The organism is Variovorax sp. 10L426 (assembly GCF_056395305.1).
Map to the genome: position 1 here is coordinate 127,150 of NZ_JBFTJF010000005.1, position 16,193 is coordinate 143,342.

General features: G+C 63.4%; 16 protein-coding genes. 9 read left to right on the forward strand and 7 right to left on the reverse strand.

Going from position 1 to position 16,193, the window contains the following annotated elements; translation table 11 throughout:
* The first annotated feature begins 27 nt into the window (after nucleotides 1–27).
* Together AC1DHL_RS09105 and AC1DHL_RS09110 are read left to right on the forward strand one after the other, a co-directional pair.
* Nucleotides 28–1,722, forward strand: coding sequence for an NAD+ synthase (locus AC1DHL_RS09105; protein WP_478102441.1), 1,695 nt, complete (start codon nucleotides 28–30; stop codon nucleotides 1,720–1,722).
* Nucleotides 1,719–2,057, forward strand: a complete 339-nt coding sequence (locus tag AC1DHL_RS09110) for a P-II family nitrogen regulator (protein ID WP_028253903.1) — start codon at nucleotides 1,719–1,721, stop codon at nucleotides 2,055–2,057. The genes AC1DHL_RS09105 and AC1DHL_RS09110 overlap by 4 nt, the downstream gene beginning before the upstream one ends.
* Nucleotides 2,058–2,176: 119 nt before the next feature.
* On the opposite strand, the gene AC1DHL_RS09115 is transcribed toward AC1DHL_RS09110, so the two are convergent.
* Genes AC1DHL_RS09115 through AC1DHL_RS09140 form a run of 6 tightly spaced genes read right to left on the reverse strand, consistent with a single transcriptional unit; the run spans nucleotide 2,177 to nucleotide 5,588 of the window.
* Nucleotides 2,177–2,767, reverse strand: a complete 591-nt coding sequence (locus tag AC1DHL_RS09115) for an LOG family protein (RefSeq protein ID WP_478161783.1) — start codon at nucleotides 2,765–2,767, stop codon at nucleotides 2,177–2,179.
* A gap of 51 nt (nucleotides 2,768–2,818) precedes the next feature.
* Nucleotides 2,819–3,211, reverse strand: a complete 393-nt coding sequence (locus tag AC1DHL_RS09120) for a diacylglycerol kinase (RefSeq protein WP_478161784.1) — start codon at nucleotides 3,209–3,211, stop codon at nucleotides 2,819–2,821.
* Nucleotides 3,208–3,774 carry an RDD family protein gene (locus AC1DHL_RS09125; protein ID WP_478102447.1) on the reverse strand — a complete coding sequence of 189 codons (567 nt, stop codon included), beginning with the start codon at nucleotides 3,772–3,774 and terminating at the stop codon, nucleotides 3,208–3,210. Before AC1DHL_RS09125 ends, AC1DHL_RS09120 begins: the two co-directional genes overlap by 4 nt.
* A gap of 10 nt (nucleotides 3,775–3,784) precedes the next feature.
* A complete protein-coding gene (locus tag AC1DHL_RS09130; protein ID WP_478102449.1) occupies nucleotides 3,785–4,576 on the reverse strand; it encodes a DUF3106 domain-containing protein in 792 nt (263 codons plus the stop codon).
* Nucleotides 4,577–4,590: 14 nt separating this feature from the next.
* A complete protein-coding gene (locus AC1DHL_RS09135; protein ID WP_478102451.1) occupies nucleotides 4,591–5,025 on the reverse strand; it encodes a DUF3619 family protein in 435 nt (144 codons plus the stop codon).
* A complete protein-coding gene (locus AC1DHL_RS09140) occupies nucleotides 5,022–5,588 on the reverse strand; it encodes an RNA polymerase sigma factor (RefSeq protein WP_478102452.1) in 567 nt (188 codons plus the stop codon). Before AC1DHL_RS09140 ends, AC1DHL_RS09135 begins: the two co-directional genes overlap by 4 nt.
* A gap of 285 nt (nucleotides 5,589–5,873) precedes the next feature.
* Here AC1DHL_RS09140 and AC1DHL_RS09145 point away from each other — a divergent pair, with 285 nt between their 5' ends.
* The 7 genes from AC1DHL_RS09145 (at nucleotide 5,874) to AC1DHL_RS09175 (ending at nucleotide 15,337) form a co-directional block, all read left to right on the forward strand.
* Nucleotides 5,874–7,649: an acetolactate synthase 3 catalytic subunit gene (locus AC1DHL_RS09145; RefSeq protein WP_478102453.1), complete on the forward strand. Its 1,776-nt coding sequence runs from the start codon at nucleotides 5,874–5,876 to the stop codon at nucleotides 7,647–7,649.
* 129 nt (nucleotides 7,650–7,778) lie between these two features.
* Entirely contained in the window at nucleotides 7,779–8,270 is a 492-nt protein-coding gene (gene ilvN, locus AC1DHL_RS09150; RefSeq protein WP_478102454.1) for an acetolactate synthase small subunit, read from the forward strand.
* 42 nt (nucleotides 8,271–8,312) lie between these two features.
* Nucleotides 8,313–9,329, forward strand: a complete 1,017-nt coding sequence (gene ilvC / locus AC1DHL_RS09155) for a ketol-acid reductoisomerase (RefSeq protein ID WP_478102456.1) — start codon at nucleotides 8,313–8,315, stop codon at nucleotides 9,327–9,329.
* 163 nt (nucleotides 9,330–9,492) lie between these two features.
* The gene (gene pssA / locus AC1DHL_RS09160; protein WP_478102458.1) at nucleotides 9,493–10,317 is read left to right on the forward strand and encodes a CDP-diacylglycerol--serine O-phosphatidyltransferase; all 825 of its coding nucleotides are present in this window, start codon (nucleotides 9,493–9,495) and stop codon (nucleotides 10,315–10,317) included.
* 430 nt (nucleotides 10,318–10,747) lie between these two features.
* Nucleotides 10,748–12,451 (forward strand): 2-isopropylmalate synthase, encoded by a 1,704-nt coding sequence (leuA, locus tag AC1DHL_RS09165; protein ID WP_478161785.1) that lies wholly within the window; start codon nucleotides 10,748–10,750, stop codon nucleotides 12,449–12,451.
* Between the two features lie 65 nt (nucleotides 12,452–12,516).
* Nucleotides 12,517–14,055 carry a 2-isopropylmalate synthase gene (locus tag AC1DHL_RS09170; protein ID WP_478161786.1) on the forward strand — a complete coding sequence of 513 codons (1,539 nt, stop codon included), beginning with the start codon at nucleotides 12,517–12,519 and terminating at the stop codon, nucleotides 14,053–14,055.
* A 115-nt stretch (nucleotides 14,056–14,170) separates the two neighbouring features.
* The gene (locus tag AC1DHL_RS09175) at nucleotides 14,171–15,337 is read left to right on the forward strand and encodes a serine hydrolase (protein WP_478102463.1); all 1,167 of its coding nucleotides are present in this window, start codon (nucleotides 14,171–14,173) and stop codon (nucleotides 15,335–15,337) included.
* 36 nt (nucleotides 15,338–15,373) lie between these two features.
* Here AC1DHL_RS09175 and AC1DHL_RS09180 read toward each other — a convergent pair whose 3' ends face one another.
* Nucleotides 15,374–16,168, reverse strand: coding sequence for an IclR family transcriptional regulator (locus AC1DHL_RS09180; RefSeq protein WP_478102465.1), 795 nt, complete (start codon nucleotides 16,166–16,168; stop codon nucleotides 15,374–15,376).
* Nucleotides 16,169–16,193: the final 25 nt, after the last annotated feature.

Consider the following 16,193-nt stretch of genomic DNA (forward strand, 5'->3'; position numbering starts at 1 on the left):
ATCGTTCAGCCCTTTGCTAGCTCTGATATGACTCTGAAACTCGCCATCGCGCAGCTCAATTTCGTGGTGGGCGACCTCACCGGCAACGCGCGAAAGATCGTCGACGCGGCGCGGTCCGCCTACCAGCAAGGTGCGCGCCTGCTGCTCACGCCCGAACTGTCGATCTGCGGCTATGCGGCGGAAGACATGTTCCTGCGGCCGGCCTTCGTGGCGGCCTGCGACGATGCCGTACAGGCCGTGGCCACCGAACTGGCGGACCTCGACGGCATGGTGGTCGTAGTCGGCCATCCCACCGGCGGCAGCCTGCGCAGCAAGTCGGTTGCCGTGCAATTGCGTCACAACGCAGCCAGCGTTGTCAGCGAAGGGCGGGTCCTCGAGACCTACGCCAAGCGCGAATTGCCCAACTACCAGGTGTTCGACGAGCGCCGGTACTTCACGCCCGGCGAGGGCGTCTGCGTGTTCGAGGCGGGCGGCGTGTCCGTCGGCCTCCTGATCTGCGAGGACGCCTGGTTCGACGCCCCCGCGCGATTGGCCAAGGAGGCCGGTGCAGAAGTGCTGGCGGTGATCAACGCCTCGCCGTTCCATGTCGGCAAGGAAGGCGAGCGCGTGGCGCGCATGGCGGAGCGCGCACGGGCGGTGAATCTGCCGCTCGTCTACGCGCACCTCGTGGGCGGCCAGGACGAGGTGGTCTTCGACGGGGCGTCGTTCGCGTTGCAAGCCGAGGGCTCGCGGGCGTTGCAGGCGGAAAGCTTCAAGGAACAACTGGTCTTCGCGCAGATGGAGCGCACGGCCGCGGGCGTCCGCTTCGTGCAGGACGACACCGCCGCCGCGGCCCCGCGCGAACCGGAAGCCCAGCTCTGGGATGCCCTCGTGGTGGGCGTGCGCGACTACATCGGAAAGAACGGTTTCCCAGGCGCGATCCTCGGGCTCTCCGGCGGCATCGATTCGGCACTCGTGCTGGCGATCGCGGTCGATGCGCTCGGCAAGGACAAGGTGCGCGCGGTGATGATGCCGTCGCCTTACACGGCCGACATCAGCTGGATCGACGCGCGCGAAATGGCCCGGCGACTGGGCGTGCGCTACGACGAAATCTCCATCAAGCACACCTTCGAGTCGTACCTGAGCGTGCTGGCCGACGAGTTCAAGGGCCTGCGCGAGGACACGACCGAGGAAAACCTCCAGGCGCGCATCCGCGGCACCTTGCTGATGGCGCTGTCCAACAAGTTCGGCTCGATCGTGCTGACGACCGGCAACAAGAGCGAGATGGCGACCGGCTACTGCACGCTGTACGGCGACATGGCGGGCGGCTTCGCGGTCATCAAGGATCTGCTCAAGACGACGGTGTTCGCGCTGGCACGCTGGCGGAACGCGCACGATCCCTACGGCACGGGGCGGGCGCCGATCCCCGAGCGCATCATCACGCGCCCGCCCAGCGCCGAGTTGCGGCCGGACCAGACCGACCAGGACAGCCTGCCGCCCTACGACATCCTCGACGGCATCCTGGCGCGCTACATGGAAGACGACGAAGGCATCGACGAGATCATCGCGGCGGGCTACGACCGCGCCGTGGTCGAGCGGGTTGCCCGCCTGATCAAGATCAACGAGTACAAAAGGCGCCAGGCACCCGTGGGAATCCGGGTCACCCATCGGAGCTTTGGCAAGGATTGGCGCTACCCTATCACCAGCAAATTCAACGAAACCGCCGGAAGAAAGTCCCTATGAAGCAAATCACCGCCATCCTCAAACCGTTCAAGCTCGATGACGTGCGCGAGGCCTTGGCCGAAGTGGGCGTCACCGGGCTCACCGTGACCGAAGTGAAGGGTTTCGGTCGGCAAAAAGGGCACACGGAGCTCTACCGCGGCGCCGAATACGTGGTCGACTTTCTGCCGAAGATGAAGGTCGAGGTGGTGGTCAACGAGGCCGACGTCGAGCGCTGCGTGGATGCGATCGTCAGCGCCGCGCGCACCGGCAAGATCGGCGACGGCAAGATCTTCGTGACGAACGTAGAGCGGGTGGTGCGCATCCGCACGGGCGAAGAGGACGAAGCGGCTGTATAAGCTCGCCCCCAGGTTGGCTCACTTCGTGTAGCCGCCCACCCCCTGCCGGGGGCAACACTAGCGGCCCGGCGGAGCCGGTTCCGCGGTGTTTCGCGAATCGCGCTGGAGGCGGGATGGGGTTAGAGGACTTGGGCCAGCTTGTCGCCGCGGGGGTGGCGGCGGCACTCTTCGATGAGGGCTTCCAGCAGGGCGGGGGCGTCGTCGCCGGATCGGATCAGGTCCATTTGCCATTCGCCCATGAAGCCTTCGCGCACGCTGTGGGCCAGGAAGGCGAGCAGGGCGTCGTAGTAGCCCGCGACGTTGAGGATGCCGACCGGTTTGTCGTGGTAGCCGAGTTGGCGCCAGGTCCAGATCTCGAACAGTTCCTCGAAGGTGCCGATGCCGCCCGGGAGGGCCAGGAAGGCGTCGGCGCGCTCGCCCATCATCGCCTTGCGCTCGTGCATGGTGTCGACAACGTGCAGTTCGTCGCTCTGGCGGTTCGCGAGTTCCTTGTCAACCAACGCCTTCGGAATCACGCCGACCACGCGGCCGCCTGCGGCGCGGGTGGCGTTGGCGATGGTGCCCATCAGGCCGGTTCGACCGCCGCCGTAGACCAGTTGGCCACCCCGTTCGCCAATCCAGCGACCGACCGCCTGGGCCGTGGCCGTGAATTCAGGTCGCTCACCCGCTCGGGAGCCGCAATAAACGCAAATCGAAAATCTGGGAGTCATCCCCGTATCATGCCGCGCCCACGTGACGCTTCGGGCTCCGGGATGTAAGCCTTACCCTGCCAAGCGCTGCCACAGGGCCGCGATCCAGACGCCGGCGCACAGGAGGATGGAAAGCAAGACCGCGGCGCTGCCCAGGTCCTTGGCGGTCTTTGAAAAGGAATGCCACTCGGGGCCGACGCGGTCGATGGCGGCCTCGATGCCGGTGTTGAGCAATTCGACGATCAGCACCAGCGCCAGCACCGCGAGAAGCAGTGCGACCTCGACCCAGCTCCGGCCCACCCAGAATGCCGTTGGCACCATCACGATGGCGCAATAGATTTCCTGGCGGAATGCCGATTCTTGCCAGCCTGCGCGGAGTCCGTCCAGCGAAATCAGCGTTGCGTGCCAGATGCGGATCCATCCCCGCCGCGATTTCTGTGGGTTGACCGGATCGGCGCTGCTCATCGGCGGCTGAGGGGTTTGGAGGCGATCAGCCGGGTGCCGGCCCACGCGTCGTGCCAGAACTGCCGCTCGGGTTGAAAACGCGCGAGCAGCGCCCACACGACGACCCAGCCGAAAATCAGCACCGCCGATTCGCCGCCACCGAGCTTGAAGGGCGAAATGGCTGCCAGCGGCGGCAGAAACCAGACCCAGCTCAAAAGATACCGCAGCAGCGCGCGGCCCTGGGTCAGCGGACGGCCAGACCGGTCGACGATCCGGATGCCCCAGGTTTTCATCGCCAGGGTCTGCCCCTTCGACCAGAACCAGACGAAATAGACGCCGAAGACCACAAACAGGAAGGCCTGGAGCAGATGTCGGCGCGAGTCCATGCCGTCGCGCATCTGGCCGAGGGTGCTGAAAAGCCAACCTGCGACGAACACCACGGCGAAAAGGAGCATGCCCTCATAGAGCCAGCATGCCATGCGGCGCCAGAGGCCAGGGGCTGCCAGCGGGGAGGAAGTTTGGGCGGACACCTGTTCGGTGGCCGGGCGATCGGGACCGGGGCTACCGGAAGAAGTAGAAACCATCGACACCGATTCAGGGCGAGGAAGCGGGTTGGTCGGACACGCGCACCGGTGCTTCAGGCGCGGACGGCGCCGGCACTTGGGCCTCGGCACTCACCGGAGGAAAGGATGACGCAGGCGCAGGCGCGGGCGCAGGCGTCGCGACCGGCGCCGTTGCCGCCGTTGCCGGGGGCGGTGCCAGCAGGATCCGGGGCGTGTGCTGGTTGCCCGCGTTCAGGGCCGGGACGGGCGCAAGTTTCTGGAGCGGCACAGGGCGGATTGTCGAGGCCGCGCCGGGCGGCTTTGCCGTCGTGGCGCGTGCCGCCAGCTTGCTCTTTTCTTCGTCGCTCAAGGCCTGGTAGGCCTCCCACTTCGCCTTGCGCTCGTCGGCGGGAACTTGCTTGACGTCGGCGAAATTGAGGCGTGCCTGCTCGCGCTGCTGATTGCTCAGCCTCGCCCATTCGGTCATGCGGCTATGAAGCACTTCCTGGTCCGCGGCAGGCAACTTGGCGTAGTCGCGCGAAATCGCGAGCCATTTGCGCTTGTGAGGCTCGGTCATCTCATCCCAGTACGACGCGAGAGGTTCCAGGGCCTTTTGCTGGCGGGTCGTCAGCTCGCGCCATAGGGGCTTTGCGACGGTTGGCTTGGCCGCAGCCGTCGCTGCGGTAGTCGCCGGCGTCGTCGTCTTGCCTGGCTGAGCCTTGGCCGAGGTCGCAGCTACGCCACAGGCGCCGAGCACGAGGCCCGCGCTCAGCCAAGCGGCCGCCCACGGGTGCGGTCGCGCGAGGCCTAGCGCTTTGGCGCGAGAAAGGTGGCGTAGCGGCATTCGGTGCAGGACGATCAGTTTTCGGGCGTGGTGTCCGACGTCTTCAGGAACTGGGCAAATCCGGGATCTGTATAGGCTGCCGGCGGGAGGTCGTCAGTCAGCAGGGCGGAGTCGATCGCGGCCAATTCGTTGGTGCGACTGTCTTCCTGCATCACGCTGATCGCCACGAGACCCGCGACCAGGGCCACCAGGGGAACGACGGATCCGATGCGGGTCCACCAGCGGGCGCCCAGGCCCAATGACGCAGTGCCGCCGCGCGAAACGACCAAGGGCGACGTGTGAATCTGCGCAACGACTTTCCGGCGGGCAACCGCCTGCACCCGCGCGGCGCGCAACCGCTCGCTGACTTCGTGCGTCAGTTCTGCATTGCCGGCGGAGAGCCGCTCGGCCACCCGGCGGCCAAACTGCTCCTCCAGCGCGGCGGAAGAGGCGGAAAGCGTTGTGTTCATAGCGAAATTCCCTTGGCTTTGAGCGCCTTGCTCAAGGCGTGAACGGCCCGCGAGCAGTGAGTCTTGACGCTGCCTTCGGAGCAACCCATTGCAGCAGCCGTCTCTGCGACGTCCATTTCCTCCCAGTAACGCATCAGAAAGGCCTCGCGTTGACGACCTGGCAGCGCGGCGATTTGTTCCTCGATCTCGCGGAAAACCTGGGCGCGTCGCGTCGTGTCTTCGGCGCTCTCGGTTTCCTGCCCGTCCGTCGAAAGCTGGAAGTGCTCGAGCAGGTCGAAATCACCGTCGTCGTCCAGACTCTCGAAGTCGCTGAGGTTGGAGAACAGCGCCTTGCGGGTCTTCTGCCGCCGGAACCAGTCGAGCGTGCAGTTGGAGAGGATGCGCTGGAAAAGCAGCGGCAGTTCGTTGGCGGGCTTGTCGCCGTAGTGCTCGGCCAGCTTCATCATGCTGTCCTGGACGATGTCCAACGCCGCTTCTTCGTCCCGAACGTGATAGACGGACCTCTTGAAAGCGCGTCGCTCGACGCTCTTCAGGAAGTCGGAAAGTTCTTTTTCAGTGGCCAAGCGAGTCCGGCGCCGGGGACGCGCCGCGTGGGAAGGTGTCTCTGGGACGCCGAGTGTTCTTGTCGCCGCGGATTATGCCTCCGCGGTCATGTCGGCCGGGAGAAGGTCAGCAGGACGTCTTCCGGTGTCATAATCCCCGCTGCAAGTCAAAAGGCAAACGGGTCACGGTCCGGCGGTATGACAAATCCGCCCATGGTTGTGGCCTCAAGTCCTGACGCGGCTTCAAAAGAGCTGGCGAAGGGGCACCCAAGGTTTTTCGTTCCCGAAAATCGCAAAAGGTTGATCATGGAAATCTCGAAGGCGGAACTCACTTCCGCAGCAGCCGTCACCGGCAGTCAAACGCAAGAACTCATGGGCGCCGAAGTGCTGGTCAAGGCACTGCAGGCCGAAGGCGTCCAGTACGTCTGGGGCTACCCCGGCGGCGCGGTTCTCTACATTTACGACGCTTTTTACAAGCAGGACACCATCCAGCACGTGCTGGTGCGGCACGAGCAGGCCGCCGTGCATGCTGCCGACGGCTATGCGCGCGCCACCGGCGAGGTCGGCGTGGCACTGGTGACGTCGGGTCCCGGGCTGACCAACGCCGTCACCGGCATTGCGACCGCCTACATGGACAGCATCCCGATGGTGATCATCTCGGGCCAAGTCCCGACGGCGGCGATCGGGCTCGATGCCTTCCAGGAATGCGACACCGTCGGCATCACCCGACCCATCGTCAAGCACAACTTCCTCGTCAAGGATCCCAAGGATCTGGCCCTGACGATGAAGAAGGCCTTCCACATCGCACGCACCGGCCGCCCGGGCCCCGTGGTCGTGGACGTGCCGAAGGATGTTTCGTTCAAGAAGGTGACGTACAGCGGCTATCCCGAGAAAGTCGAGATGCGCTCGTACAACCCGGTGCGAAAAGGCCACGGCGGACAGATCCGCAAGGCCCTGCAACTCCTGCTGACCGCCAAGCGCCCGTACATCTACACCGGCGGCGGCGTGCTCCTCGGCAACGCCACGAACGAGTTGCGCACCCTGGTCGACATGCTCGGCTACCCGGTGACCAACACCCTGATGGGTCTCGGCGCCTACCCGGCCAGCGACCGCAAGTTCCTCGGCATGCTGGGCATGCACGGCACCATCGAAGCCAACAACGCCATGCAGAACTGCGACGTGCTGCTGGCGGTGGGCGCGCGTTTCGATGACCGCGTGATCGGGAATCCCAAGCACTTCGCGCAAAACGAACGCAAGATCATCCACATCGACATCGATCCGTCGAGCATCTCGAAGCGCGTGAAGGTCGACATCCCGATCGTCGGCGACGTGAAGGACGTGCTGACCGAACTGATCTCGATGATTCGCGAGAACTCCACCCGCACCGATCCGGCGGCGCTCGCAAGCTGGTGGGAGACCATCGAGAGCTGGCGCAGCAAGGACTGCCTCAAGTACGACCGCGGCAACAAGGACGTGATCAAGCCGCAGTACGTTGTCGAAACCCTCTGGAACATGACCAAGGACTCCGACACGTACATCACGTCGGACGTCGGTCAGCACCAGATGTGGGCCGCCCAGTACTACCGATTCGACGAGCCTCGTCGCTGGATCAATTCCGGCGGCCTGGGCACGATGGGCGTCGGTATTCCCTATGCGATGGGCATCAAGCTCGCCAAGCCCGAATCGGAAGTTTTCTGCATCACAGGCGAAGGCTCTGTGCAGATGTGCATCCAGGAGCTTTCGACGTGCCTGCAATACAACACGCCGATCAAGATCTGCTCGCTCAACAATCGCTATCTCGGCATGGTGCGGCAGTGGCAGGAGATCGAGTATTCGGGCCGCTACAGCCACAGCTACATGGACGCGCTGCCCAACTTCGTGAAGCTCGCCGAGGCCTACGGCCACGTCGGCCTGCTGATCGAGCGCCCGCAGGACGTGGAGCCGGCATTGCGCGAAGCACGCAAGCTCAAGGACCGCACGGTGTTCATGGATTTCCGTACCGATCCGACCGAAAACGTGTTCCCGATGGTCAAGGCCGGCATGGGCATCACCGAAATGCTGCTCGGCTCCGAAGACCTCTGATACGCCAGTCACAAGTCCCCGTGTCCGAAGGACCGGGTTATCGTCCAATTCATTGACAAATCTATTGCCCGCCAAGCCCGCGCATTACCGTGCGCGGGGGAGGGCGGCGAAAAGAGGAGTCCTCTCGCCATGAAACACATCATTGCCGTGCTGCTCGAAAACGAGCCCGGTGCACTCTCCCGCGTGGTCGCCCTGTTCTCGGCCCGCGGCTACAACATCGAATCCCTGACCGTCGCGCCGACCGAGGACCCGAGCCTCTCGCGCATGACCATCGTCACGGCGGGCTCCGATGACGTGATCGAACAGATCACCAAGCATCTCAACCGCCTGATCGAGGTCGTCAAGGTCGTCGACCTGACCGAAGGCGCCTACACCGAGCGCGAACTCATGATGGTGAAGGTGCGTGCGGTCGGCAAGGAGCGTGAGGAGATGATGCGGATGACCGAAATCTTCCGCGGGCGCATCATCGACGTGACCGACAAGAGCTACACCATCGAGCTCACCGGCGACCACGGCAAGAACGACGCGTTTCTCGAAGCCATCGATCGCGGCGCGATCCTCGAGACCGTCCGTACCGGCGCCAGCGGCATTGGCCGCGGCGAGCGCATCCTGCGCGTCTGATCCACTGTTCCACATCCACCGAATCTACGAAGGAGAAATCTCATGAAGGTCTACTACGACAAGGACGCTGATCTCAGCCTGATCAAGGGCAAGACGGTTGCAATCATCGGTTACGGCAGCCAAGGTCACGCGCACGCGCAGAACCTGAACGACAGCGGCGTGAAGGTCGTCGTCGGCTTGCGCAAGGGCGGCGCATCGTGGCCCAAGGTCGAGAAGGCCGGCCTCAAGGTGGCCGAGGTGGCCGATGCGGTGAAGTCGGCCGACGTGGTCATGATCCTGCTGCCCGACGAGCAGATCGCCAGCGTCTACAAGAACGACGTCGCGCCGCACATCAAGGAAGGCGCATCGCTCGTCTTCGCGCACGGCTTCAACGTGCACTACGGCTTCGTGCAGCCGCGTGCCGACCTCGACGTGTGGATGGTCGCTCCCAAGGCGCCCGGCCACACCGTGCGCAACACTTACACCCAAGGTGGCGGCGTGCCGCACCTGATCGCTGTGCATGCCGACAAGAGTGGCAAGGCGCGTGATCTCGCGCTGTCTTACGCCACGGCCAACGGCGGCGGCAAGGCCGGCATCATCGAGACCAACTTCCGCGAAGAAACCGAAACCGACCTGTTCGGCGAACAGGCCGTGCTGTGCGGCGGTACCGTCGAGCTGATCAAGGCCGGCTTCGAGACGCTGGTGGAAGCGGGCTACGCGCCCGAAATGGCGTACTTCGAATGCCTGCACGAACTGAAGCTGATCGTTGATCTGATCTATGAAGGCGGCATCGCCAACATGAACTACTCGATCTCGAACAACGCCGAGTACGGCGAGTACGTGACGGGCCCGCGCATCGTGACCGAAGAAACCAAGAAGGTCATGAAGCAGGTCCTGAAGGACATCCAGACCGGCGAATATGCCAAGAGCTTCGTGCTGGAAAACGCGGGCGGCGCGCCCACGCTGATCAGCCGCCGTCGCCTCAATGCCGAGCACCAGATCGAGGTGGTTGGCGAGAAGCTGCGCGCGATGATGCCCTGGATCAAGAAGAACAAGCTGGTCGACCAGACCCGCAACTGATCGAGCCTCTCTCCGACCCTCTGAGGGCCACCGATCGGTGGCCCTTTTCTTTCAGGGCGCCGCGGCGCCTGAACTACACTGCCACCGATGCGATCGTCCCCCTCATCTGCCATGAATCCGATAGCCCATTGCACCCTGAAGACGTGCGTTGGAGGCCGGTTGCATGCATGACGACACGGTCCCCGACGATGCCGCGCCGCGCAAGCGTCGAAAGGGCATCTATATCCTCCCGAACTTGTTCACTCTGGCAGCGCTGTTCGGAGGCTTCTATTCGATCGTGATGGCGATGAACGCGCGCTTCGACCTGGCGGCGCTCGGCGTATTCGCGGCGATGATTCTCGACAGCCTGGACGGCCGGGTAGCGCGCATGACCAACACGCAGAGCGCGTTCGGCGAGCAGATGGATTCGTTGTCCGACATGGTGTCGTTCGGCGCTGCGCCGGCGTTGATCGCCTACGAATGGTCGCTCAAGGGCCTGGGGCGCTGGGGCTGGATTGCCGCCTTCGTCTACTGTGCTTGCGCTGCGCTGCGTCTCGCACGCTTCAACGTCAATACCGGCGTCGTCGACAAGCGTTGGTTCCAGGGCCTGCCATCTCCGGCGGCGGCGGCACTGGTGGCAGGCTTCATCTGGCTCATGACTGAATGGGGCAAGCGCGGCGGCGAGGTGCTGTACCTGTCGTGGCAGCAGATCACATGGATCACTTTCGGCTTCACGTTGTATGCGGGACTCTCGATGGTGACCAACGCGCCGTTCTACAGTTTCAAGGATGTACAGGTGAAGCGGAGCGTGCCGTTCGCGGTGATCGTGCTGATCGCCCTCGGCATCGCCATCATCAACATTCATCCGCCGACGGTGCTGTTCAGCCTGTTCGTTGCCTACGGCCTCAGCGGCTATGTCGTGTACGGATGGCGCAAGGCCAAGGGGCAGCCGGTGAGCGTGATCAGCATTTCGACCGACGAACCCGACGAGCGCGGGCTGCACAATTAGCTCGCCCCCAGGTTGCCCGCACTTCGTGTCGGGCGCCCACCCCCTACCGGGGGCAACACCAGCGGCCCGGCGAAGCCGGTTCCGCGGTGTTTCACCAACGGGCCGGGCTTCGCCGGCCGGTAAATACCGGCGTTCTGCTTTGTCTTCGGCTGCGCGTAACGCGCCTGTTCGTGGGCAGCCGTGGAACCGGCTCCGCCGGGCCACGGGCTGCGCCCCCGGTAGGGGGTGGGCGGCTACACGCAGTGAGCCAACCTGGGGGCGTGCTATATTCCAGCCTCCCATGAACAAGATTTCGCTGGCCCTACTACTGATCCCCCACGGGCGGAGAAGGTAGCGCGCGCGCAAATCCCTCACCACGGCCCGTTCGCACCAGCAACGGGCCGTTTGTTTTGGGGTTGCTGGTTGATCCAACCACAGCGAGAAATATCAGATGTTGAAGCAACCCAACCTCAAGTACCGTGCCTTCGCGCCGGTCGGCCTCAAGGACCGCACCTGGCCTGACGCCGTGCTGACCCAGGCTCCGATCTGGCTGTCGACCGACCTGCGTGATGGCAACCAGGCGCTGGTGGAACCGATGGACATCGCCCGCAAGATGCGGATGTTCGAGATGCTGGTTGCGATCGGCTTCAAGGAAATCGAAGTAGGGTTTCCTTCCGCGTCGCAGGTCGAGTTCGACTTCGTGCGCAAGCTCATCGAGGAAGACCGCATTCCCGATGACGTGACGATCCAGGTGCTCACGCAGGCACGCGACCATCTGATCGAGCGCACGTTCGAGGCCCTGCAGGGCGCTCCGCGCGCGATCGTTCACCTGTACAACGCCGTGGCCCCGATCATGCGTCGCGTGGTCCTCGGCATGGACGAGGATCAGATCGTCGAACTCGCTACTTCGCATGCGCGCATGTTCAACGTGCTTGCGGCCAGGCAGCCGAACACCCAATGGACCTTCCAGTACTCGCCGGAAATGTTCTCGGGTACGGACCTCGCGTTTTCGAAGCGCGTGGTCGATGCGGTGACCGCGGTCTGGGCCCCGACGCCGACGAACAAGTGCATCGTCAATCTGCCGTCGACGGTCGAGCATTCGACGCCCAACATCTTTGCGGACATGATCGAGTGGATGCACCGCAATCTCTCACGCCGCGATGCGATCGTGCTGTCCGTGCATCCCCACAACGACCGGGGCACAGGCACTGCAGCCGGCGAGTTTGCATTGATGGCCGGCGCGGACCGGATCGAGGGCTGTCTTTTCGGCAACGGTGAACGAACCGGCAATCTCGATCTCGTGAATGTGGCGCTCAACCTGTACACCCAAGGCGTGCCGCCCGAACTCGACTTCTCGAACATCGACGAAATCCGCGCGACCGTGGAGCATTGCAACCAATTGCCGGTGCATCCTCGCCATCCGTATGTGGGCGATCTGGTCTACACGTCGTTCTCCGGTTCACACCAGGATGCCATCAAGAAGGCCTTCGGCGCCCGCAAGGACGGGGACATCTGGGACATGCCCTATCTGCCGATCGATCCGAAGGATGTCGGTCGGAGCTATGAGGCCGTGATTCGCGTCAACAGCCAGTCGGGCAAGGGCGGCATCTCCTACCTGCTCGAAAGCGAGTACGGCCTGGAGTTGCCGCGTCGCCTGCAGATGGAGTTCAGCCAGACCGTGCAGCGCGTGATGGACGTCGCCGGCAAGGAACTCACCGCGGCCGACCTCTGGGCTTTGTTCGAGCGCGAATACCGCATCCGGGACGAGGTCGGTCCTCAGCATCGCGTGCTCGAAGAACAGGGGGAGGGCGCGGACGCGTCGGTCTTGCTGCGCGCCGACTTGCCGTGGGACGGCGAAATCCGCCGAATCGAGGGTCGCGGCAATGGACCCATCGACGCCTTCATCCATGCGATTGCGGGTGCCACCGGGCACGCGATCCGCGTGATCGACTATCACCAGCACGCGATCGGCGCCGGCGCCGATGCGCAAGCGGTGGCCTACCTCGAACTGCGCGTCGACGAGGCGATCACGCTGTTCGGCGTCGGGATGGATGCGAACATCATCTCGGCTTCGCTCAAGGCGATCGTTTCCGGCCTGACAAGGGCGCGGATGCAGACCGCAGTCAGCGCACAATCGGTGCCTGAATCCGTCTGACGAGCCGGAGAGGAGAGGCGCCGCGGCGCGCCCTCCCGTCTCGCGCCGAACAAAGGAGATCCACGATGGCTGACAAACTGATCATTTTCGACACGACATTGCGCGACGGCGAGCAGTCGCCCGGCGCATCCATGACCAAGGACGAAAAGCTGCGCATCGCACGCCAGCTCGAGCGCCTTCGGGTTGATGTCATCGAGGCCGGGTTTCCCGCGAGTTCCAATGGGGACTTCGACGCCGTGGTGGCCATTGCGAACGCGATCAAGGACGCCACCGTTTGCGGCCTTTCGCGCGCCAACGACCGCGATATTTCGCGTGCCGCCGAAGCGCTCAAGGGTGCCGCCAACGGCCGGATCCACACCTTCATTGCCACGTCGCCGCTCCACATGGAGAAGAAGCTGCGAATGACGCCGGACGAGGTCTTCGAGCAGGCCAAGCTTTCGGTGCGCTTTGCGCGCAACCTGATCGCCGATGTCGAGTTCAGTCCGGAAGACGGCTACCGCAGCGACCCCGACTTTCTGTGCAGGGTGCTGGAAGCGGTGATCAACGAAGGCGCGACCACGATCAACGTGCCGGACACCGTCGGCTATGCCATCCCGGAGCTCTACGGCAACTTCCTCAAGACGCTCCGCGAGCGGATCCCGAACAGCGACAAGGCCGTCTGGTCTGTGCATTGCCACAACGACCTGGGCATGGCGGTTGCCAACTCGCTGGCGGGGGTGAAGATCGGCGGCGCCCGCCAGGTCGAATGCACCATCAACGGGTTGGGTGAACGCGCCGGCAACTGCTCACTCGAGGAAATCGTGATGGCAGTGAAGACCCGCAAGGACTACTTCGGTCTTGAACTGGGCATCGACACTCGCCACATCGTCGCGGCAAGCCGCATGGTGAGCCAGACTACGGGCTTCGTGGTGCAGCCCAACAAGGCGGTCGTGGGCGCCAACGCCTTCGCTCACGCGTCGGGTATCCATCAGGACGGGGTGCTCAAGGCGCGCGATACCTACGAAATCATGCGAGCCGAGGACGTGGGCTGGGCCGCCAACAAGATCGTTCTCGGCAAGCTGAGCGGCCGTAACGCTTTCAAACAGCGATTGCAGGAACTGGGCGTGTCGATGGAGAGCGAAGCGGACATCAACGCCGCTTTCGCCCGGTTCAAGGAGCTTGCCGATCGAAAGAGTGAAATATTTGACGAAGATATCCTCGCTTTGGTCAGCGATGAAGAACTCTCGCACGTTAGGGAGCAGTTTGGCTTCGTATCCTTGTCGCAACATAGTGAAACAGGTGAGCGTCCGCAGGCGCGCGTCGTGTTCACGGTGAACGGCAAGGAGGTCACCGGAGAGTCCGACGGCAACGGTCCGGTGGACGCTTCGCTGAAGGCGATCGAGGCCCATGTGAAAAGCGGTGCCGAGATGGTGCTCTATTCGGTCAATGCGATCAGCGGATCGACCGAGAGCCAGGGAGAGGTGACAGTGCGGCTGCAGAATGCGGGCCGGGTCGTCAACGGCGTCGGAGCGGATCCCGATATCGTGGTCGCATCGGCCAAGGCTTATTTGAGTGCGCTCAACAAGTTACAGAGCCAAGCTGAGAGAGTGGCGGCACAAGGTTAGGTTTCGCGGGGATCCTTGTATTCGATTGAAGAAGAGGATGCAAGTAACTGATATTGCGTGTCTTTTTTGATTTCGATACACTGCGGTTTTTATTTGTTAGCCGCTGGAGATATATATGACTGAAGCCCGTTCTTATCGAGTTTCCAGCCAGCGGTTCCTTCCCGCGTTTCGCCTACTCGCCGTCGCGCTTTGCGCCACGGCGTTTTTGTTGCCCGCCGCGAACGCGACCAAGAAAGAGCCCGCCGCCAAGAAAACGGTGAGCGCCGACAGCAAGCACAAGACTGCATCGACGACCAAGCGCACTGCAGCTTCCAAGCGCAACGCGAGTGCTGACAAGAGCGAGAGGGTCGTCAGTGGCGGACGCAACGTGGTTGCCTCCATCCGCAAGAAAAATGGGCGGACTGAAGTGGCCGTGCAACGCCGTTCGGTGGTGCGGGTCGCCGAACCCGCCCGCCAATCCTTCGGTCAACTGGCTGGTTTGCACAGCACCGAGGATGCGCTCGACCTGAAATCCAGCGTGGCGCTCGTGATCGACCAGGACACGCACGAAGTCCTGCTGAGCAAGAACGACCATGCGGTTCTGCCGATCGCTTCCTTGACCAAGCTCATGACCGGCCTGCTCATCAGCGAAGCCCAGCTTCCGCCGGATGAACTGATCACGATCACGCAAGACGACGTCGACACCGAGAAGAGAAGCAGTTCGCGCCTGACTGTCGGATCCACCCTGCCACGCGGTGAACTTCTGCATCTGGCGTTGATGTCGAGCGAAAACCGGGCGGCGCATGCACTCGGTCGTACCTATCCCGGCGGCATGGCGACCTTCGTCAGCGTCATGAATGCCAAGGCAAAGATGCTCGGCATGAAGGACACCAGCTACGTCGAACCGACCGGCCTGTCGAGCCGCAACCAGTCCAGCGCCCAGGATCTCGCGCTGCTCGTGAACGCGGCCTACGCGGATCCGACGGTGCGCCAGCTCTCGACTTCGCCGGAGTACCAGGTGGAAGTCGGCAATCGCGTGCTGCAGTTCAACACCACGAACCGACTGGTCAAGAATCCTGATTGGGATATCGGGGTTCAGAAGACGGGCTACATCTCGGAAGCAGGCCAGTGCCTCGTGATGCAGGCGAAGATCGCGGGTCGCAAGCTCATCATGGTGTTCCTCGATTCAGCCGGCAAATTCAGCCGCATCGCCGACGCTGAACGCGTGAGGCGTTGGGTCGAGGCGAATCACACGGTGAGCAAGGCGGCGCAGCAGCGTGTCGCGGCGAACATTGCTGGTTGATTCAAAGTTCAAAGGGCCCGTTCAGGGCCCTTTTGCCTAGGTGGCGCTTGCCGCATTGGCCTTGAAGCCCAGAGCGCTCGATATCTCGTTGGCGGTCGCCTGCAGCTTGGGCAGCCACCCGTCGTCCAGCCGGTCCGCCGGCGCGGAGATTGAGAGACCTGCCACCAGTTTTCCCTGGTCATCGTAAATGCCGGCGGCCATGCAGCGCACGCCGAGTTCAAGCTCTTCGTTGTCGCGCGCGATGCCGTACTGGCGAGCCTTGGAGAGCTCTCGCTCCAGTATCGGGAGTTGGGTAATGCTGTTGCGCGTGTGGCCGGCCAATCCGGTTCGCGTGGCGTAACTGCGGACGCGCTGAGGTTCGTCCACCGCGAGAAACAGCTTTCCGGTCGAGGTCAGGTGCAATGGCGCCCGCCCGCCGATAGCACGGACCACCTGCATTCCCGAACGCTCGCTGTAGGCGCGCTCGATATAGACGATCTCGTCTCCTTGGCGCATGCTCAGATTCACCGGTTGCTGGGTGAGCTTGTGCAGCTCCCGCATCGGCGCCATGGCGGCGTCGCGCACGTTGAGTCGCCCCTTGACCAGATTGCCGAGTTCCAGGAGCCGCATGCCGAGGCGATAGCTTCCGGCCTCGGGGCGATCCACGAAGCGGCCTACGGCCAGATCGTTCAGGATGCGGTGCGTGGTTGACGGGTGAAGCCCCGTCTTCTCGCTGATCTCCTTGAGCGATATCGCCTCCTCGCGGGAAGCGAGGACGTCGATCAGGGAGAACATCCGCTCGATGACCTGGATCACGGGAGCGGCTGGAACGTCGGATTGGATTTTTCTCATGTGCAACACGGTTTGACCGGTCGCG